At 63.1% G+C, this 18,637-nt stretch carries 15 protein-coding genes, 1 tRNA gene and 1 pseudogene; 3 read left to right on the top strand and 14 right to left on the bottom strand.

Annotated features, from left to right (window positions below):
- Positions 1–28: 28 nt before the first annotated feature.
- Positions 29–955, bottom strand: a pseudogene (locus NKI05_RS03860) (TauD/TfdA dioxygenase family protein); the annotation flags it as partial.
- A gap of 400 nt (positions 956–1,355) precedes the next feature.
- Here NKI05_RS03860 and NKI05_RS03855 point away from each other — a divergent pair.
- Positions 1,356–2,438 (top strand): sensor histidine kinase, encoded by a 1,083-nt coding sequence (locus tag NKI05_RS03855; protein WP_023815520.1) that lies wholly within the window; start codon positions 1,356–1,358, stop codon positions 2,436–2,438.
- Between the two features lie 224 nt (positions 2,439–2,662).
- A complete protein-coding gene (locus NKI05_RS03850; RefSeq protein ID WP_081727347.1) occupies positions 2,663–2,896 on the top strand; it encodes a GcrA family cell cycle regulator in 234 nt (77 codons plus the stop codon).
- Between the two features lie 200 nt (positions 2,897–3,096).
- Here NKI05_RS03850 and NKI05_RS03845 read toward each other — a convergent pair.
- Positions 3,097–3,181, bottom strand: a tRNA-Leu gene (locus NKI05_RS03845).
- A gap of 337 nt (positions 3,182–3,518) precedes the next feature.
- On the opposite strand from NKI05_RS03845, the gene lipB reads away from it, so the two are divergent.
- On the top strand, positions 3,519–4,262 hold the full coding sequence (gene lipB / locus NKI05_RS03840) for a lipoyl(octanoyl) transferase LipB (protein ID WP_023815521.1): 744 nt from the start codon (positions 3,519–3,521) through the stop codon (positions 4,260–4,262).
- 22 nt (positions 4,263–4,284) lie between these two features.
- On the opposite strand, the gene NKI05_RS03835 is transcribed toward lipB, so the two are convergent.
- From NKI05_RS03835 to nuoK, 12 genes are all read right to left on the bottom strand, one after another.
- The gene (locus NKI05_RS03835; protein WP_023815522.1) at positions 4,285–5,535 is read right to left on the bottom strand and encodes a peptidase M50; all 1,251 of its coding nucleotides are present in this window, start codon (positions 5,533–5,535) and stop codon (positions 4,285–4,287) included.
- A gap of 452 nt (positions 5,536–5,987) precedes the next feature.
- Complete coding sequence (locus tag NKI05_RS03830; RefSeq protein WP_023815523.1) at positions 5,988–6,671, bottom strand: ABC transporter ATP-binding protein; 684 nt, start codon at positions 6,669–6,671, stop codon at positions 5,988–5,990.
- Positions 6,668–7,906, bottom strand: a complete 1,239-nt coding sequence (locus tag NKI05_RS03825) for a lipoprotein-releasing ABC transporter permease subunit (protein WP_031205436.1) — start codon at positions 7,904–7,906, stop codon at positions 6,668–6,670. Before NKI05_RS03825 ends, NKI05_RS03830 begins: the two co-directional genes overlap by 4 nt.
- Before the next feature lie 104 nt (positions 7,907–8,010).
- Positions 8,011–9,339, bottom strand: coding sequence for a proline--tRNA ligase (gene proS, locus NKI05_RS03820; protein WP_023815525.1), 1,329 nt, complete (start codon positions 9,337–9,339; stop codon positions 8,011–8,013).
- A gap of 728 nt (positions 9,340–10,067) precedes the next feature.
- The gene (locus NKI05_RS03815) at positions 10,068–10,352 is read right to left on the bottom strand and encodes a DUF1467 family protein (protein WP_023815526.1); all 285 of its coding nucleotides are present in this window, start codon (positions 10,350–10,352) and stop codon (positions 10,068–10,070) included.
- The gene (gene mce, locus NKI05_RS03810) at positions 10,349–10,753 is read right to left on the bottom strand and encodes a methylmalonyl-CoA epimerase (RefSeq protein WP_023690961.1); all 405 of its coding nucleotides are present in this window, start codon (positions 10,751–10,753) and stop codon (positions 10,349–10,351) included. Before mce ends, NKI05_RS03815 begins: the two co-directional genes overlap by 4 nt.
- A gap of 97 nt (positions 10,754–10,850) precedes the next feature.
- The gene (locus NKI05_RS03805) at positions 10,851–12,524 is read right to left on the bottom strand and encodes a ribonuclease J (RefSeq protein ID WP_023753471.1); all 1,674 of its coding nucleotides are present in this window, start codon (positions 12,522–12,524) and stop codon (positions 10,851–10,853) included.
- A gap of 32 nt (positions 12,525–12,556) precedes the next feature.
- Positions 12,557–13,378: a biotin--[acetyl-CoA-carboxylase] ligase gene (locus NKI05_RS03800; protein WP_023698334.1), complete on the bottom strand. Its 822-nt coding sequence runs from the start codon at positions 13,376–13,378 to the stop codon at positions 12,557–12,559.
- A 5-nt stretch (positions 13,379–13,383) separates the two neighbouring features.
- Positions 13,384–14,820, bottom strand: a complete 1,437-nt coding sequence (gene nuoN / locus NKI05_RS03795) for an NADH-quinone oxidoreductase subunit NuoN (RefSeq protein ID WP_023815528.1) — start codon at positions 14,818–14,820, stop codon at positions 13,384–13,386.
- An 18-nt stretch (positions 14,821–14,838) separates the two neighbouring features.
- On the bottom strand, positions 14,839–16,344 hold the full coding sequence (locus tag NKI05_RS03790; RefSeq protein ID WP_023670808.1) for an NADH-quinone oxidoreductase subunit M: 1,506 nt from the start codon (positions 16,342–16,344) through the stop codon (positions 14,839–14,841).
- Positions 16,344–18,317: an NADH-quinone oxidoreductase subunit L gene (gene nuoL, locus NKI05_RS03785; RefSeq protein WP_352637076.1), complete on the bottom strand. Its 1,974-nt coding sequence runs from the start codon at positions 18,315–18,317 to the stop codon at positions 16,344–16,346. Before nuoL ends, NKI05_RS03790 begins: the two co-directional genes overlap by 1 nt.
- Before the next feature lie 10 nt (positions 18,318–18,327).
- Positions 18,328–18,636 carry an NADH-quinone oxidoreductase subunit NuoK gene (gene nuoK, locus NKI05_RS03780; protein ID WP_023670810.1) on the bottom strand — a complete coding sequence of 103 codons (309 nt, stop codon included), beginning with the start codon at positions 18,634–18,636 and terminating at the stop codon, positions 18,328–18,330.
- Position 18,637 lies beyond the last annotated feature (1 nt).

Here is an 18,637-nt window from a genome sequence, read left to right as displayed (position 1 = left end):
CGGCCTTCGCGTTCGACCGCGCCCATGCCGCCTTGTCGGCTGCCGGCTTCGCGACCTTGGTGCGGGTGGCGCTGCGGCGGCCGTCGACGCTGACCGGAATGTCGCCGTCGACCGTGGCGCGACGCACCACCCGGTGCTGGTCGCCGTAATCGTTGACGGCGTAGTGCTGCGTCGCGCGGTTGTCCCAGATCGCCACATCGCCGGCCTTCCAGCGCCAGCGCACGGTGTTCTCCGGCGCCGTGACATAGGACTGGAACACCTCGTAAAGCTTCGCCGAATCGCTTTTGGAAAGACCGATCAGCCGTTGCACGAAATTGCCGAGCAGCAGCGAGCGCTCGCCTGTTTCGGGATGGACGCGGACAACGGGATGCTCGGTCTCGTAGATCGTCGAGGTGAAGATTTCCTCGAAGTGCTTCTTTTCCGCAGCACTCGCACGCGGCCGCACCGCGGCGTAATCGTAAGCGTTGCTGTGCACCGCCCAGAGATTGTCGGCCAGCAGCTTCAACGGCTCGGGCAGGTCCTGATAGGCGGCCGCGGTGTTCGACCAGATGGTGTCGCCGCCGGCCGGCGGTATGACGACGCCGCGAAGAACGGAGAATTTCGGATAGGCGTCGACGAAGGTGACATCGGTATGCCATTGGTCGGCGCGACCGCCGCCACGGCTGGAATCGAGTTCGAGAATGGACGCCGTTCCCTTGACGGGACCTTGGGTCGGATGCGGGACGAGGTCGCCGAGACACTGGGCAAAGCGCTCCTGCCCGGCATCGTCGAGATGCGCCTGGTCGCGGAAGAACACCACCTTGTGCCGCAACAGGATCTGGTTGATCGCCGCGACCGTCTGCTGCGGCAGGTCGCCGGAGAGCCGAATGTTCCTGATCTCTGCGCCGACGCGTCCGGTAAGCGGGACAATATCGGCATCCGGGATGATCTGCTCTACGGGGGTAAGTCTGGTCATGGGAACCTCTTCCTCTAAAGCCGCGGGGCTGCTGGCAATGCTCCGCCGTCTGCCGGCCGCATAGCGATCGGCGGAGCAACTCCCTCATCGGGAGCCGACTTGCTTGGTAACGAGAGCACTGATCTCAACTCAGGAGGCGAAGGCCGCCAAGGCTGGCGAGCAGTACCGAGATCCCATTCAAAGCGTAATTCTACAAATTCCATAGACATTTCTTTTCAAAGTTCGGCGGCCCTGAGAAAAATGCCTTCTGTCCAATTCGTTCGTGAGCGGCAGGCGGTGGAGCGCTGCGCGACGCGGCCCGCACCAGTAGTGACGCTGTCGTATCCCCTTCGATATTGGAGATGGCGGGTGAATTGCATGCCTGATATTGATGGCTTCCACGCATCACGCAGGCGCCGAGATGACAGACTCCGATAAGGCTGACGCTGTCGAGCAATTGCTCGATACGCCTGACCTCGCCACCGCGCTGGAAAGCGACCAGTTCAAGAAATTTCTCGACCAGATGCCGATCGCGATCGCCGTCTCTGAATTGATCGCGAAGGAACGTGTCGTCTACGCCAATCCCGAATTCGAGAAGCTCTCGGACCTCAAGGCGCCGAAGCTTGCGCGGGAAAACTGGGCGGCCCTTTCCGGCAGGGGGCTTCATCGGCAGAAGGACAGGCCGCTCGCCGAGGCTGTCGTTGAAGACACCGATTTCGTCGGCACATTTCGTCTTGAGCGCGGCGAGGACAAGCCGGCAATCGTCGACGTTTATTCCAACGTTATCGAGGACGACAACGGCAAGCTCTGCTTCCGGCTGGTGGCGCTTGTCGACGTCACGGCACACGGCGAGACCGAGGACCCGCGACCCGCGGAGGAGCTCATCCGGGAGAAGGACACCCTGTTGCGCGAACTGCAGCACCGGGTGAAAAACAATCTGCAGATGATCACCGCTTTGATCCGGATGGAAACCCGCAACGCCACCGAACCGGACCAGAAGCGTTTCGAAAGGCTTGCCGGCCGGGTAGACGCATTGGCAATCCTCTACCAGACATTGTCGGCTGACCAGCAGAAGGATGAGGTGGATCTTGGCGTGTATCTTAGCCAGATCGCGTCCGCCGTCATGGCGTCGCACGCAGTCGAAGGTATCCGCCTCGACCTTAAGGTGGATACCTATCCGGTATCCATCAACGTTGCCATGCCGACAGGCCTGGTCGTCAATGAGTTGCTGACCAACGCTCTCAAACATGCATTCGTCGGGCGCGACGGCGGCACGATCACGCTGCACAGCGTCGTCAGCGGCGATGGTTGCCGGGTGACTGTCGCCGATGATGGAATCGGTCTGCCGACGGGTGAGACCTGGCCCAGGCCAGGCAAGCTCGGCTCCCTGATCGCGCGGTCGCTGACCGAAAATGCCAAGGCGCAATTCGACGTCAAGTCGAGTGCCGGCGAGGGAACCAAGGTCACCATCGTCTTCAAGCGATCGGCGGCGACGGCTATGTAACGACGCGCCGACAAATCCCGGCCGGACAGGTGCTTCGGGCGCTCGCGGGTGTGGCCTTAAGTCGCAAACGATTTGGCTGCAGAAGCGGGGCGCCGGGCTTCTTTGACGGTGCGATCAGCACCATATGTGGTCCACAGCCCTCCAAACGAGAGAAGCTAGCTCCGACGGGTCGCACCGCGGTCGTCAGCCGGCAATGGCTATGAACCAGGAAATTGAAAACCATCATGCGTGAAAATATCAGACCAGCGTCGAGAGACGTCCCCCTCATTCAGCTAGGCCTCAACCAGTGCCGCTTCCCGGTGAGCGAAGACCGGTTGGTACCCGGTGGTTACCGTTTTTGTGCCGGGCCGACGTCGCCGGATCGCGTCTACTGCGATCACCACCACACCGTCGTGACGGCCGTTGACCCTCGTCGAGCCCGTCCGGGTCTCCATTTCCCGCAACGACGCGCCGCTTAGGTCACCCACATCCCCTGCCCCGCCACCGGCAAAGCCGGGGACTCGGGTGCAGGAGGCTGGCCGGTGCGAGCCAAGCGGCGTTCGCGTGCGGCTCTGCGACCTCTTGTTGCAACTCTGCTGCGGCCGGTTCAAGCGCCAAAGGCGATGATTTGGCGTCGACGGCCTGAGAAGCCGCAATGATTTCAATGGCCGAAAAATTATGGTGCGGTCGAGAAGACTCGAACTTCCACGGGTTGCCCCACAGCGACCTCAACGCTGCGCGTCTACCAATTCCGCCACGACCGCCCGTGGTAGGAGCCGGAACGAACCGGCTCGCGGCGTGTAGCAAATCGTTTCCGGCGAAACAAGGGCGCGGCGCGCAATAATCGCCGCGAATTGGCATATCGGCCTCTACAGCGCCGCGCGTCCTGTGGGACGCGCAAAGGACGCTGCAGCACTTTGATTTGGCGCATGATCCTTTCCGAAGATCGTTCCTATCTTCGGGGTCGTGCGCGAAGGCCGAAATGCGTGGCGAACTGGACGTTTCAGCCGGATACCGCCATATGAAGGGCAAATGCATTTGGCCCCAGAGCGCAAGGCGGTTTCGCCAAGCGGCGTGCATCACGCGAAAAACGAAAAAGCCATGACCGAACGCAGCCAGATCGCCACGTCGTTCCTGCCCTTGCCGGGTTCGACGCCGGTCGAATGGCGCATCGAGCCCGGCCTGACCGGCTACACCGATGCGCTGGCCCTGATGGAAGCGCGCGCCGAGGCGATCCGCGCGGGTGCAGCCGCCGAGATGGTCTGGCTGGTCGAGCATCCGCCGCTTTACACCGCCGGCACCAGCGCCCGCATCGAGGACCTAATCGACCCCGACCGTTTCCCGGTCTTTGCCGCCGGACGCGGCGGCGAATACACCTATCACGGGCCGGGGCAGCGGGTTGCCTATGTCATGCTTGACCTGAAGCGCCGGCGTGAGGATGTGCGCGCCTTCGTCGCCGCGCTCGAGCAGTGGATCATCGGCACGCTTGCCGCCTTCAATGTACGCGGCGAACGCCGCGAGGACCGCGTCGGCGTCTGGGTGGTGCGGCCCGAGCGCCCGTCCCTGCCCGACGGCTCGCCGGCTGAAGACAAGATCGCGGCCATCGGCATCCGGCTGCGGCGCTGGGTGAGCTTTCATGGCATCGCCGTCAATGTCGAGCCGGATCTCAGCCATTTCAGCGGCATCGTGCCATGCGGCGTGCCGGATCACGGTGTCACCAGCCTCGTCGACCTCGGCCTGCCCGTGACCATGGGCGATTTCGACCTGGCGCTGAAGTCTTCCTTCGAGCGGGTTTTCGGCGCAGCCGCGAATACGCCAGCCGAGCCAATACGCAAGACTGGCTGAGACCGCGACTCGATCAAAACGCTCAGAGAAGTTTCGCCGACGCCCACAACAGCCCGTAGCCATGGATGGCGAACACCGCCAGCAACGCGCCGGCCATGGCGAAGCGGTCGAAGGTGCGGATCGGCTTCAATTCGTGGCGCGGTTTTACCCCGCTGCCCATGGTCAGCAGGCTGAGGATGGCAAAGACGGCGCCCGCCACCAGCAGAAAGGTTTGGGAAAAGCCGGCCAGCCAGCCAAGCCACAGCAAGGCCGAGAGCAGGGAAAACGAGGCGAGCGCCAGGGCGACCGGCCCCGGGCAGATCTGGCGCAGCACCTGACCGCCGTCGAATTTCCACACCGGCACCAGATTGGCGATGTTGAACAGCGCGGCAAAGCCGGCAAGCGTCGCCAGAAGGGCCGCGGCGAGCCGATGTCCCTCGCCGGACGCGAGCCCGCTGGCGACGATCAGCAGCGGCACCAGGAAAGCGGAAAAGCCCGCCCCCATCAGCGCCACAAAGGCGACCTCGAAGCGGCTGTCATAAGGACGCCCGCCAATGGCAATGCCGCCGAGCAGCGGGATGAAGATCATCCGCGCCTTGCGATGACCGGTCAGCCGGAAGGCCGCCATGTGGCCGAGCTCATGCAGGGCGACCACCGAGGTCAGGATCGCGGCCAGCGCCAGGCCGCCGAGATTGAGCCCGAAGAACGGCCAAAGGATGAAAGCCGAAAGAACGGCGAAACCGACCTGGCTCAGCGGATGCTCGAACCAACCGCCCTTGCGATACTGTCCGGTCCTCGCCCAGACCTCCAGCTTGCCGAGCTCGCGGCGCATGGCGAAGTAGCGGAACACCAGGAAGGCGACGCCGCGATAGCGATCGGTCTGGCTGAGCGTCACCCGCGTGCCGGCACCTTCCGAGGTGAGTTCGGTGGTCTCATAAAAATCCTTCCAGAACGACGCGTCGAGCGCGGTATCCTCGATGACCCGCATCGAAAAACGACTGCCTTCGACGACGTCCTCGAAGCGCGACCTTCGCTCGATCGGCTGGCCGTCCCGGCCTTCCCAGGACAGCAGGATGCGGGTCGTGCCCTGCCCGTCCAGCGGCTGGGCCTTCAGTATCTCGCCGGACCAGCCGGCATCACTGCCTAGCGGCCACAGCGCCTGCCAGAGGCGCTGCCGGTCCATTGCGACCACGCGGCTGAGCCTCACCGTGCGCAAACCGAGCGGCGCGGTCACCAAAAGGAAAATCAATCCGAGATTACCGGCCACGAGAACGGCCGTGATGATCGGCGACACCTGGGCGTTTGCTCCCTGTCTTTGGCCGGGCACCCTAGCGTCATGGCGGCAAGAAAGGCTTAACGGCACAACGCCCTCCTGCCCGCCTAAACACTGCGGCGAACCGCAGATTTATCACATGGCGCCGATCCAGACCGCCATGGAAACGAGAAACGCACTCATGCACACCAACGAAACGACGTCCTGAACAAGATCGCTCATAACTCTCTCCTGTTGTTGCTATGTTCGTATTTTGTTCTAACTTTGTTCGAAAGTCAATGAGCGGAAAGCGGCATGCCGACGAATCCTGACAGCCGGTTTGGGCAGGGTTAAGGAAAAGTTGACGGGGTGACGGCAGTGCTGACGGAGGGCGCATCGCATGCCTTTGCGATCGGCCGAAACGCCCATCACTTCGTCATCCCAGGTCTGCGCTCCGCTTCGCGGAGCTTCGCCCCAGGATGACGAACTGGAAGCTAAAGCGGCACCACCTTGCCCTCATGCAGCGTCACCCGGCGATCCATGCGCGAGGCGAGCTCGTGATTGTGGGTGGCGATCAGCGCGGCAAGGCCGGACTGCTTGACCAGCGCGCCGAGCGCCTCGAACACATAGGACGCGGTGACCGGGTCGAGATTGCCGGTCGGCTCGTCGGCGAGCAGCAGCAAGGGCGCGTTGGCGACCGCGCGGGCAATGGCGACGCGCTGCTGTTCGCCGCCGGACAGCTCCGACGGACGGTGCGACGCGCGCTTGCCGATCTGCATATAGTCGAGCAGCTGTGCTGCGCGCTCCGACGACTCCTTGCGCGAAAGCCCTTTGATCAGCTGCGGCATCATGATGTTTTCGAGCGCGGAAAACTCCGGCAGCAGATGATGGAACTGATAGACGAAGCCGACATCGTTGCGGCGGATTGCCGTGCGTTCGTCGTCGGAGAGCCGTCCGCAGGCGCGGCCGGCCAGAATGACGTCGCCGGCGTCGGGGCGCTCGAGCAGGCCCGCCGTGTGCAGCAGCGTCGACTTGCCGGTGCCCGACGGCGCCACCAGCGCCACCATCTCGCCGCGCTTCAGCGAAAAGTCGGCGCCGTTCAAAATGGTGAGCTTGCGCGGCCCCTGGACATAGTGCCGCTCGACGCTCTTCAGCTCGATAATGATCTCGGACTTCATTCGTATCTCAAGGCCTCGACCGGATCGAGCCGGGCGGCGCGCCATGCCGGAAACACTGTTGCCAGGAAGGACAGGCCGAGCGCCATCAGGATGACATAGGTGGTCTCGCGCGGGTCCATCTTTGCCGGCAGCTGGCTGAGGAAATAGAGCTCCGGGTTGAACAGCACCTTGCCGGTCATCCAGGAGAAGAACTGGCGGATGGATTCGATGTTGGTGCAGATGAGCACCCCGAGCAGCACGCCGGCCAGCGTGCCGGTGACGCCGATCGCAGCACCCGTCATCAGGAAGATGCGCAGGATGGCGCCGCGCGAGGCGCCCATCGTGCGCAGGATGGCGATATCGTGGCCCTTGTCCTTCACCAGCATGATCAGGCCGGAGATGATGTTGAGCGCCGCCACCAGCACGATCAGCGTCAGGATCATGAACATGACGTTGCGCTCGACCTGCAGTGCTGAAAAGAACGTCTCGTTGCGCTGGCGCCAGTCGACCATGTCGATCGGCCGTTGCGCCGCCGCATCGACCAGCGGTTTCAGCGCGTCGACATTATCGGGATTGTCGACATAGATCTCGATCGTCTGCGCCCTGCCGTCCATGTTGAAATAGAGCTGCGCTTCGGAAAACGGCATGTAGACGATGGAGCTGTCATATTCCGACATGCCGACCTCGAAGATCGCCGCCACCTTGTAGCCCTTCATTCGCGGCGTCGTGCCCATCGGCGTGACGTCGCCATCCGGCGAGATCAGCGTGATGGTGTCGCCGAGCACAAGGCCGAGATTCTCCGCCATGCGCTTGCCGATAGCGACGCCCTCGCCGGAGTCGAAGCCGTCAAGCGTGCCTTGCTTGACGTTTTGGGCGACGATGGCGATCTTGCCGAGGTCTTCGGCCCTGATACCGCGCACCAGCGCGCCCATGCCGCCGCCGACATTGCCCTGCGCCAGCACCTGGCCGTCGATCAGCGGTATCGCGTATTTGACGCCGGCCACGCCGTTGATGCGGGCTGCGACCTGCGCATAGTCCTCAAGCGGCGAATCCAGCGGCTGCACGATCAGATGACCGTTGACGCCGAGGATGCGGGTCAGAAGTTCGGCTCGAAATCCGTTCATGACAGCCATGACGACGATCAGCGTGGCGACGCCCAGCATGATGCCGAGGAAGGAGATCGAGGCGATGACCGAGATCACCGTCTCCTTGCGGCGCGACCGCAAATAACGCCAGGCGACCATGCGTTCGAACATGGAGAACGGGCCGGCGACCGGAGACTTGGTGACCGGAGACTTGGCGACCGGAGACTTGCCAACCGGAGACTGGGCTACCGGAGACTTCGCTGCCGCGGCTTCGCTCATGCGGTTGCACCGAAGCGTTTCCTGGCCTCCGCGACCGGCAGCGTCTCGCGCTCGCCGGTCCGGCGGTTCTTGATCTCGATCTCGCCGGCGGCCACGCCGCGCGGCCCGACGATCACCTGCCAGGGCAGGCCGATCAGGTCGGCGGTGGCGAACTTGCCGCCCGGCCGCTGGTCGGTGTCGTCGTAAAGCACATCCTTGCCGGCGCTGGTGAAGGCGGCGTAGAGCTCGCCGCAAACGCGGTCGCACTCGGCGTCGCCGGCCTTCATGTTGATCAGGCCGATGTGGAACGGCGTCACCGCTTCCGGCCAGATGATGCCGTTATCGTCATGGCTGGCCTCGATGATCGCTGCCACCAGCCGCGACGGACCGATACCGTAGGAGCCGCCGGAAACGAAATGATCCTTGCCGTCGGGCCCGGTCACCTTGGCGCCCATGGGCTTGGAATATTTGTCGCCGAAATGAAAGATGTGGCCGACCTCGATGCCGCGTGCCGAGACCCGGTCGGCCTCGCCAAGCTTGTCCCAGGCCGCCTCGTCATGCATCTCGTCGGTGGCGGCGTAAGGCGTCGTCCACGTCTTGACGATGTCGGCGATCTCGCCGTCATTGCCGAAGTCGGTTTTTTCGCCGGGCACCTGGAGCGACAGATATTCGCGGTCGCAATAGACCTGGCTCTCGCCGGTGTCGGCCAGGATGATGAATTCATGGCTGAGATCGCCGCCGATCGGCCCTGTGTCGGCCCGCATCGGAATGGCCTGCAGCCCCATGCGCGTGAACGTCCTGAGATAGGACACGAACATGCGGTTGTAGGCGGCCTTGGCGCCCTCGAAATCGAGGTCGAAGGAATAGGCATCCTTCATCAGGAACTCGCGGGAGCGCATGACGCCGAAGCGCGGCCGCACCTCGTCGCGGAACTTCCACTGGATGTGGTAGAGGTTGAGCGGCAAATCCTTGTACGACTTGACGTAGGCGCGCACGATCTCGGTGACCACTTCCTCATTGGTCGGACCGTAGAGCATGTCGCGGTCCTGTCGGTCCTTGATGCGCAACATCTCCTTGCCGTAATCGTCATAGCGGCCGCTTTCGCGCCACAGATCGGCCGACTGGATGGTCGGCATCAGGATTTCCAGCGCGCCGGCGCGGTTCTGCTCCTCGCGGATGATGCGGCAGACCTTGTCGAGCACCAGCTTGCCTAGCGGCAGCCAGGAAAAGCTGCCCTGCCCCTGCTGGCGGATCATGCCGGCACGCAGCATCAGCCGGTGCGAGACGATCTCGGCCTCGCGCGGATTTTCTTTCAGGATGGGCAGGAAAAACTGCGACAAACGCATGGACAGGTCCGTGAGAGAGGAGGCTGCGCTGGAATCGGCGCGGCTGGCTTGCTTGCCCCGGCTTCATAGCTATTTCGTGACGGAATGGAAACCCGACCGGCCGCATCGGTCCGAAATCGCAAAAATCGATTCTTCTTCCAAAGACCTTCGCACCGAAAAACGATAATGCTTCTGACGCAAAGTGATCGCCTGACGGCAAAGTCCTCACACACGCTTTGCGCGTCCGGGCAACCCAGCACACCTGGCCCCATTAATGCGGCAGCTCGGTGTTGTTCGTTTCGCAAGCAAAGCCTGCCGCACTATTGTGCACTGCAGCACAGATTGCCCGATTGCGGGCAAAATTCTGCGTGACAATTTCATCAGGGTTAGGCTAGTGTGCCCCGATAACCGAGAGGGTGGAGAAAAATCTGCTCTCCTACGCGGTCAAAGTCTTGGGAGGATGCGATCTAGGCGCGGTTACCCGCTGCCGCCGGAAACCGGAAAACAGATCGGAACGCGTTTAAATTGCAAGGCCTTGTGCCTTGCATTTTTTTTGCCTGATCATCTGGTTAGATCAACCTGTTCCCAAATCACGTGAGCTTGCGTCAGCCTGACACCAAGGCGTGATTCTAATGCGGGTGGGCCATGCCTGACCGCCGATTGCGCATCGCAGGCTGGCGAGACAAAACCTGAGTTTGGCGCTTCGAAACAGGCACAAACATCCCAGCCGATCTGTCGGCGGGAAAGTGTTATTTAGCCGGTGCCCGGCTGGCTTCGGGGATGATGTGCGGGACTTCGTCGAGGTTGTAGCCCAGCCCGTGCGTCAGGCTGTAGAAAACCCCCATGACGACAGCCGTGACGATGGTGGTGCGGATCACGGCGCGCAGCATATGCGGTCCGCGCGGCGCGCTCGCAACCGTGCCCAGCGTCACGTCCTGGTCGTCATCCTGCGTCTTGACGCTGAACGGCAGCACGATGAACAGCATCAGCCACCAGGTGATGAAGAACAGCGCGGCAAACGAAATCCAGCTCATGCCTGCTCCAGTTCGACCAGCGTGCCGAAGAAGTCCTTGGGGTGCAGGAACAGCACCGGCTTGCCGTGAGCGCCGGTTTTGGGATTGCCGTCGCCCAGCACGCGGGCGCCGCTTGCTTTGAGGTGATCGCGCGCGGCAAGGATGTCGTCGACCTCGTAGCAGACATGATGCATGCCACCCGAGGGGTTCTTCGCCAGAAAGGCCGCGATCGGCGACCGTTCGCCCAGCGGCTCCAGGAGTTCGATCTTGGTGTTGCCGACATCGACGAACACCACCGTCACGCCATGCTCGGGCAAAGCCTGCGGCGCAGTCACCCGCGCGCCAAGTGTATCGCGATAGGCCGCAATCGCCGCGGCCAGGTCCGGCACGGCAAGTGCTACATGGTTCAGGCGTCCCAGCATGAAGTGCTCCACAAGTTAAGGGAGTAGGGAATGGGCAGTAGGCAGTAGTGATACATCTGCATTTTTCTCCACTGCCTACCGCCTACTGCCTATTCCCTCACCTCGTCACAAACACCGTCACCAGCGGCTTCTTGCCCCAGGCCTCGTTGGCGGCGCCGCGCACGGCGCGGCGCACCGCTTCCTGCACCAGATCGAGGTCCTTGCGGCGCTGGCGAGGGATCGAGTCGACCGCGCCGACGGCCGCGTCGAGCATCAGATCTTCCATGTTTTCGCCACGGGCATCGGCCTCGGCGACGCCGATGGCGACCAGATCGGGATCGCCGGCGAGCTCATATTTATCGTCGAGCACGACATTGACCGCGACATGGCCGGCGAAGGATAGCTTGCGCCGGTCGCGTATGCCCATCGCCTGGTCGGTGCCGATCAGCCTGCCGTCCTTGTAGATGCGGCCGAACGGCACCTGGTCGATGATCGTGGCCGGACCCGGCGCCAGCCGCAGCATGTCGCCGTCGCGCACCTGCGCCACCTGGCCGATGCCGGAGGTCGACATCAGCGACCCCTGCGCCACCAGATGCGCGGCTTCGCCATGCACGGGAACGCCGATCTGCGGCCGCACCCACTCATACATCCTGCGCAATTCGCTGCGGCGGGGATGGCCGGAGACATGCACAAGTGCGTCGCCATCCTCGATGATCTTGATGCCGAGGTCGATGAGGCGGTTCTTGATCTCGAGGATCGCCTTCTCGTTGCCGGGAATGGTGCGCGAGGAAAACACCACCGTGTCGCCGGCCGTAAGCGACACCGACTTCATCTCGTCGCGCGAAAGTTTTGCCAGCGCCGCCAGCGACTCGCCCTGGCTGCCGGTGCAGATGATGACCAGGTTCTCGCGCGGGATGAAGCCGAAATCCTCCTCGGCGATGAACTCCGGCAGCCCGTCCATGTAGCCGAGCTCGCCGGCGACATCGATGACCCGCTTCAGCGAGCGGCCGAGCACCAGGCACTGGCGGCCGGCATCGCGCGCCGCCTTGGCGATCGAGACGATGCGCCCGACATTGGAAGAAAAGGTAGTGACGGCGACACGGCCGACAGCGCTCTGGATGACGCCCCTGAGGCCTTCGCCCACCGCCACTTCCGACGGCGATTCGCCTTCGCGCAGCGCATTGGTGGAATCGCAGACCAGCGCCAGCACGCCCTTGTCGCCATAGGCGCGAAACCGCGCCTCGTCGGTTTTCGGACCGATCGTCGGTTCCGGATCGATCTTCCAGTCGCCGGTATGGATGACGGTACCAGCCGGCGAGGTGATCGCCAGCGACATCGGCTCGGGGATGGAGTGCGCCACCGGAATGGCCTCGATCGAGAACGGGCCGACGGTGAATGTCTCGCCTGCCCGGTAGATCGTCACCGGAATTTTCTTCGGCGCGCCCTGCTCGCCTTGGCGCTTGGCGTCCAGCAGGCCGGCGCTGAACGGTGTCATCCACACCGGCGCCTTCAGCTTTGGCCAGATGTCGAGCAGCGCCCCGTAATGGTCTTCATGCGCATGGGTGATGATGATGCCGCGCAGGCCGGCGAGGTTCTCCTCGATGAAGCGCGTATCGGGCAGGATCAGGTCGACGCCCGGGTGCGCCGCATCGGGAAAGGTCACGCCGACATCGACGACGATCCACTCGCGCGCGCTAGGCGGCCCATAGCCGTAAAGGGCGAAGTTCATGCCGATCTCGCCGACGCCGCCGAGCGGCACGAAGACGAGTTCGGCGTTTTGCGCTTTCGCCATCAAATTTCCCTTCCCGGCCCTTGCGACCAGCCCTAAATCTTTGCCGACGCGACGGCGCCGAAATGCACGTCGCCGGCGGCTACCGTCACGACCGACCCCTCATCATCGCGGATCACGAAACGGCAGTCCGCGTCAATGGTCTCGAAGGTACCGCGCACCACATTCCCGTCAATCCTGACAGCAACCTCGCCGCCAAGCCCCGCCGCGCGCGCCAGCCAGCGACGCCGGATGGCGTCGAGCCCGCGTCCGTCGTCCCACAGCCGGGCATTGTCGGTCCAGGCATCGGACAGCGCCAAGAACAGCGTTTCGGCGTCGCATGTCGCGCCCAGTGCCTGAAGCGATGTCGCCGGATACGGCAAATCCGGCGGATGCGCCACCACATTGACGCCGATGCCCACCGCCACCGCGAAACGGCCGCCATCGAGAATGGCCGATTCCAGCAGGATGCCGGCCAGCTTGGCGCCGGAGGCCAGCACATCGTTCGGCCATTTCAGCTCGAAGCGGTTCTGCCCCTGGCTGGCGCCGTCGAGGCCGATGGCGATCCTGCCCTTCGGCACCACGGCGTCGAGCGCATCGGCCAGCGACAGGCCGGCGACGAAGCCCAGCGTCGCCGCCAGACGCAACTCACCGCCGGTGATGACCAGCAATGTCGCCGCCAGATTGCCCTCGGGCGATACCCAGGCCCTGCCGCGGCGGCCACGGCCGCTTTCCTGCTTCTTGGAAACGACCCACAATTTGCCGGGGTCGCCTGCCTTTGCATGGTCCAGCGCAAGCGTGTTGGTGGAACCTACACTGTCATGGGCCTCGAGCCGGAACCCTTCCGTTTCGGAGGTGGGAGCCAGCCGAAATGCCATTCCGGTCAGAAAAATGTCTTGGCGGCGGCTTCGGCGTAGGTCGCGATCGGACCGCCGATCAGCACATAGAACAGCACGAAAGCGCCGGAGACACCGAGCACGAGGCGCAGTTCGACGGCCATCGGCACGAAACCGCCGGCGGGTTCGTCGAACCACATGAGCTTGATGATGCGCAGATAGTAGAAAGCGCCCACGACCGAGGCCAGCACGCCGATGATCGCCAGCGCGTAGAGGTTGGCGTTGATGGCGGCGAGGAACACGTACCATTTCCCCCAGAAGCCGGCGAGCGGCGGGATGCCGGCCAGCGAGAACATCAGGATGGTCAGGATCGTCGCCATGATCGGGTTGGTCGACGACAGACCGGCGAGATCGCTGATCTGCTCGACATTGCCTTCCTTGCGCCGCATGGCGAGGATGAAGGCGAAGGTGCCGAGCGTCATGACGAGATAGATCAGCATGTAGATGGCGACGCCGCGCACGCCGGCCTGGCTGTTGGCGGCAAGGCCGACCAGCGCATACCCCATATGGCCGATCGAGGAGTACGCCATCAGCCGCTTGATGTTGGTCTGGCCGATCGCGGCAAAGGAGCCGAGCGCCATCGAGGCGATCGAGATGAAGACGATGATCTGCTGCCAGTCGGAAGCGATCGGCTTGAAGGCGCCCATGGTGACGCGCACGATCAGCGCCATTGCCGCCATTTTGGGAGCAGCCGCCAGGAAAGCGGTGACCGGCGTCGGTGCGCCCTCGTAGACATCGGGCGTCCACATGTGGAACGGCACCGCCGAAATCTTGAAGGCAAGGCCGGCCAAAACGAAGACCAGGCCGACGACGAGACCCAACTGGCGCTCGCCGCTGCCAAGCGCGGAGGAAATTTCCTGGAAGCCTACATTGCCGGTGTAGCCGTAAATGAGGCTGATTCCGTAAAGCAGCATGCCCGACGATAGCGCGCCGAGCACAAAATACTTCAAACCGGCCTCCGTCGAACGCAGATTGTCGCGATTGATCGCCGCCAGCACGTAAATCGCCAGCGACTGCAGCTCGAGGCCGAGATAGAGCCCGATCATGCCGTTGGCCGAGATCATCAGCATCATGCCGAGCGTGCAGAGCAGGATCAGCACCGGGTATTCGAACTTGTCGAAATGCTCCTGCCTGGCGAAGCGCATCGACATCACCAGCGTCACCGCCGAACCGATCAGCGACAGCACCTTCATGAAGCGGGAGAACGGATCCTGGATGAAGGCGTTGCCGTAGGCTGCGCCCTGCCCCGTGGGAAAGATCAGCCATAGGCCTGCGATCACCAGCACGGCGACGGCAAGGCCGGTCACCAGAATGGCAGTGTTGGCGCGCGAATAGGCGCCGACCATCAACAGCGCCAGCGCGCCGATGGCGAGGATCAGCTCCGGCGTCGAGAGCGAAAGGCTGGAGTAAAGGTCCGGCGTCATGGTTCGCAAAACCTCTGGTCAGTTCGCCGCCGCGGTTTGCGCGGCGCCGATGGATGCGGTGACATTGGTGACGAGCGCCTTGACCGATTGGGCCGTGGCATCGAAGACGGGAGCGGGATAAACGCCGAAGAAGATGACCAGCACGACCAGCGGGTAGATGATCGCCTTCTCGCGCGTCGACAGATCGAGCAGGCCCTTCAGGCTTTCCTTGGTCAGCGCGCCGAAGATCACCCGGCGGTAGAGCCAGAGTGCGTAGGCGGCCGACAGGATGACGCCGGTGGCGGCGAAGAACGCCACCCAGGTGTTGACCCGGAACACGCCGAGCATGGTCAGGAACTCGCCAACGAAACCTGACGTGCCCGGCAAGCCGACATTGGCCATGGTGAAGATCAGGAACACCGTGGCGTATTTCGGCATGTTGTTGACCAAGCCGCCATAGGCGTCGATCTCGCGCGTGTGCATGCGGTCGTAAATGACGCCGACGCACAGGAACAGCGCGCCCGAGACGAGGCCGTGGCTCAGCATCTGGAAGATCGCGCCCTGCACGCCTTCCTGGTTCATGGCGAAGATGCCCATGGTGACGAAGCCCATATGGGCGACGGAGGAATAGGCGATCAGCTTCTTCATGTCCTCCTGCATCAGCGCCACCAGCGAGGTGTAGATGATGGCGACGACCGACAGCGTAAACACCAGCGGCGCGAACATTTCCGAGGCCAGCGGGAACATCGGCAGGGAAAAGCGCAGGAAGCCGTACCCGCCCATTTTCAGCAGGATGCCGGCCAGGATCACCGAGCCCGCCGTCGGCGCTTCGACGTGGGCGTCGGGCAGCCAGGTGTGCACCGGCCACATCGGCATCTTCACCGCGAAGGAGGCGAAGAAGGCCAGAAATAGCCATGTCTGCATGTGGGCCGGGAAGTTGTGGGTCAGCAGCGTCGGGATGTCGGTGGTGCCCGCCTGGAAGAACATCGCCATGATGGCGAGCAGCATCAGCACCGAGCCGGCCAGCGTGTAGAGGAAGAACTTGAACGAGGCATAGACGCGGCGCTTGCCGCCCCAGACGCCGATGATGATGAACATCGGGATCAGGCCGGCCTCGAAGAAGACGTAGAACAGCACGATGTCGAGCGCGCAGAACACGCCGATCATCAGCGTTTCCAGGAGCAGGAAGGCGATCATGTAGGCCTTGACCCGCTTGTCGATCGCTTCCCACGACGCCAGGATGCAGAGCGGCATCAGGAACGTCGTCAGGATGACAAACAGCATCGAAATGCCGTCGACGCCCATATGGTAGGAGATGCCGGAATCCAGCCAGGCAAACTTCTCGACGAACTGGAAGCCGGCCTGCGAATTGTCGAAGCCGGTCCAGATGAACAGCGAGATGATGAAGGTGGCCGCCGTCGTCGTGAACGCGATGGCGCGGATGTTGCGACGCGCATTCGGGCTGTCATCTCTGATGAACAGGATCAGCAGCACACCGACCAGCGGCAGGAAGGTGACCAGCGAGAGGATTGGCCAGGCGGTCATCAGAGCATCATCCAGGTGACGAGTGCGGCCACGCCGATCAGCATGGCGAAGGCATAGTGATAGAGGTAGCCGGTCTGCAGCTTGACGACGCGGTCGGTGACATCGACGACGCGCGCCGAAATGCCGTCAGGGCCGAGCCCGTCGATGATGGTGCCGTCGCCGGTCTTCCACAAGAACCTGCCCAGCGCCTTTGCCGGCCGCACGAACAGGACGTCGTAGAGCTCGTCGAAGTACCATTTGTTGAGCAGGAAGGCATAGAGCAGCCGATGGTTGGCGGCGACGCTCCGGGGCAGTTCCGGCGAGCGGATGTAGAACTTCCAGGCGACGGCAAAGCCGATGACCATGGCGACGAACGGTGCCAGCTCGACCCACAGCGGCAATTCGTGGATCTCGTGCAGGATGTGGTTGTCCGGCAGCGTGAACAGCGACGCCTTCCAGAATTCGGCATATCCTTCGCCGATGAAGGCGCCATGAAAGATAACGCCGGCAAACAGCGCGCCCGCGGCCAGGATGAACAGCGGCACCAGCATCACCGGCGGCGATTCATGGACATGGTGCATGACGTCGTGGCTCGCCCGCGGCTCGCCGTGGAAGGTCATGAAGATCAGCCGCCAGGAGTAGAAGGAGGTGAAGCAGGCGGCGATGACCAGCAGGACAAAAGCGAGGCCGGCGACCGAATTGTGGCCGGCAAAGGCAGCCTCGATGATGGCATCCTTGGAGAAGAAGCCGGCGGTGCCGATGACGGTCACCGGAATGCCGACGCCGGTCAGCGCCAGCGTGCCGATCACCATCATCCAGTAGGTCTTCGGAATGAGCTTCCGCAGGCCGCCCATCTTGCGCATGTCCTGCTCGTCGGAGACGGCATGGATGACCGAGCCCGAGCCCAGGAACAGCAGCGCCTTGAAGAAGGCGTGCGTGAACAGATGGAAAATCGCCGCGCCATAGGCGCCGACGCCGAGCGCCACGAACATGTAGCCGAGCTGCGAGCAGGTCGAATAGGCGATGACGCGCTTGATGTCGTTCTGGACCAGGCCGACGGTCGCCGCGAAGAAGGCGGTGAAGGCGCCGATGAAGGTCACCACGGTCAGCGCCGAATGCGACAGTTCGAACAGCGGCGACAGCCGCGCCAGCATGAACACGCCGGCCGTGACCATGGTGGCGGCATGGATCAGTGCCGAGACCGGGGTCGGGCCCTCCATCGCGTCCGGCAGCCAGGTGTGCAGCGGCACCTGCGCCGACTTGCCCATGGCGCCCATGAACAGCAGCAGGCAGACGATGGTCATGGCCGCCTGCTTGTCCAGTGCATAGCCGAGGAAGGTCAGCACGGCGGCGCCTTGTGGTGCGCCTTCAGCCGGAATGAACGTCGCGGCATTGGCGAAGATGGTGCCGAGATTGACCGAGCCGAACAAAACGAAGACGCCGAAAATGCCGAGCGCAAAGCCGAAATCGCCGACGCGGTTGACGACGAAGGCCTTGATGGCAGCGGCATTGGCCGACGGCTTCTTGTACCAGAAGCCGATCAGCAAATAGGACGCGAGACCCACCCCTTCCCAGCCGAAGAACATCTGCACCAGATTGTCCGCCGTCACCAGCATCAGCATGGCGAAGGTGAACAGCGACAGATAGGCGAAGAAGCGCGGCCGGTTCGGATCGTGGTGCATGTAGCCGATCGAATAGATGTGGACCAGCGCCGACACCGTGTTGACCACCACCAGCATGACCACCGTCAGCGTATCGATCCTGAGCGCCCAGGACGCGTCCAAGCCGCCGGATTGGATCCAGCGCAGTACCGGCACGGTGAACACCTCGCCTTCGCCGAAGCCGACGGAGAAGAAGGCGACCCAGGACAGCACGGCCGAGATCACCAGGAAGCCCGAGGTGATATATTCCGATGCCTTGGCGCCGAGCGCATTGCCGAACAGGCCGACAATCAGGAAGCCGAGCAGCGGAAGGAAGACGATCGCTTGATACATGTTAGCCCCGTCAACCCTTCATCTGGTTCACGTCTTCGACCGCGATCGAGCCGCGGTTGCGGAAGAAGACGACGAGAATGGCAAGACCGATGGCCGCTTCGGCGGCCGCGACCGTCAGCACGAACAGGGCAAACACCTGGCCGACGAGATCGCCCAATGCCGCCGAGAAGGCGACGAAATTGATGTTGACCGCCAAAAGGATCAGCTCGATCGACATCAGGATGACGATGATGTTCCTGCGGTTCAGGAAGATGCCGAACACGCCGAGCGTGAACAGGATCGCCGATACGGTCAGGTAATGTGCGATGCCGACGACCATC

It is taken from the genome of Mesorhizobium sp. M0771 (assembly GCF_040320155.1).
Taxonomy (GTDB): Bacteria; Pseudomonadota; Alphaproteobacteria; order Rhizobiales; family Rhizobiaceae; genus Mesorhizobium.
The sequence above is the reverse complement of the archived record's forward strand: the minus strand, read 5'-3'. Positions and strand labels throughout refer to the sequence as shown.

What these genes read in the sequence shown, in the direction of transcription:
- NKI05_RS03855 (WP_023815520.1), top strand. Translation starts at nt 1,356, where the DNA reads ATGACAGACTCCGATAAGGCTGACGCTGTCGAGCAATTGCTCGATACG.
- nuoN (WP_023815528.1), bottom strand. Translation starts at nt 14,820, where the DNA reads ATGACGCCGGACCTTTACTCCAGCCTTTCGCTCTCGACGCCGGAGCTG.
- nuoK (WP_023670810.1), bottom strand. Translation starts at nt 18,636, where the DNA reads ATGGTCGTCGGCATCGCACATTACCTGACCGTATCGGCGATCCTGTTC.
- NKI05_RS03800 (WP_023698334.1), bottom strand. Translation starts at nt 13,378, where the DNA reads ATGGCATTTCGGCTGGCTCCCACCTCCGAAACGGAAGGGTTCCGGCTC.
- NKI05_RS03805 (WP_023753471.1), bottom strand. Translation starts at nt 12,524, where the DNA reads ATGGCGAAAGCGCAAAACGCCGAACTCGTCTTCGTGCCGCTCGGCGGC.
- nuoL (WP_352637076.1), bottom strand. Translation starts at nt 18,317, where the DNA reads ATGTATCAAGCGATCGTCTTCCTTCCGCTGCTCGGCTTCCTGATTGTC.
- proS (WP_023815525.1), bottom strand. Translation starts at nt 9,339, where the DNA reads ATGCGTTTGTCGCAGTTTTTCCTGCCCATCCTGAAAGAAAATCCGCGC.
- lipB (WP_023815521.1), top strand. Translation starts at nt 3,519, where the DNA reads ATGACCGAACGCAGCCAGATCGCCACGTCGTTCCTGCCCTTGCCGGGT.
- NKI05_RS03815 (WP_023815526.1), bottom strand. Translation starts at nt 10,352, where the DNA reads ATGAGCTGGATTTCGTTTGCCGCGCTGTTCTTCATCACCTGGTGGCTG.
- mce (WP_023690961.1), bottom strand. Translation starts at nt 10,753, where the DNA reads ATGCTGGGACGCCTGAACCATGTAGCACTTGCCGTGCCGGACCTGGCC.
- NKI05_RS03850 (WP_081727347.1), top strand. Translation starts at nt 2,663, where the DNA reads ATGCGTGAAAATATCAGACCAGCGTCGAGAGACGTCCCCCTCATTCAG.
- NKI05_RS03825 (WP_031205436.1), bottom strand. Translation starts at nt 7,906, where the DNA reads ATGTTCGAACGCATGGTCGCCTGGCGTTATTTGCGGTCGCGCCGCAAG.
- NKI05_RS03830 (WP_023815523.1), bottom strand. Translation starts at nt 6,671, where the DNA reads ATGAAGTCCGAGATCATTATCGAGCTGAAGAGCGTCGAGCGGCACTAT.
- NKI05_RS03790 (WP_023670808.1), bottom strand. Translation starts at nt 16,344, where the DNA reads ATGACCGCCTGGCCAATCCTCTCGCTGGTCACCTTCCTGCCGCTGGTC.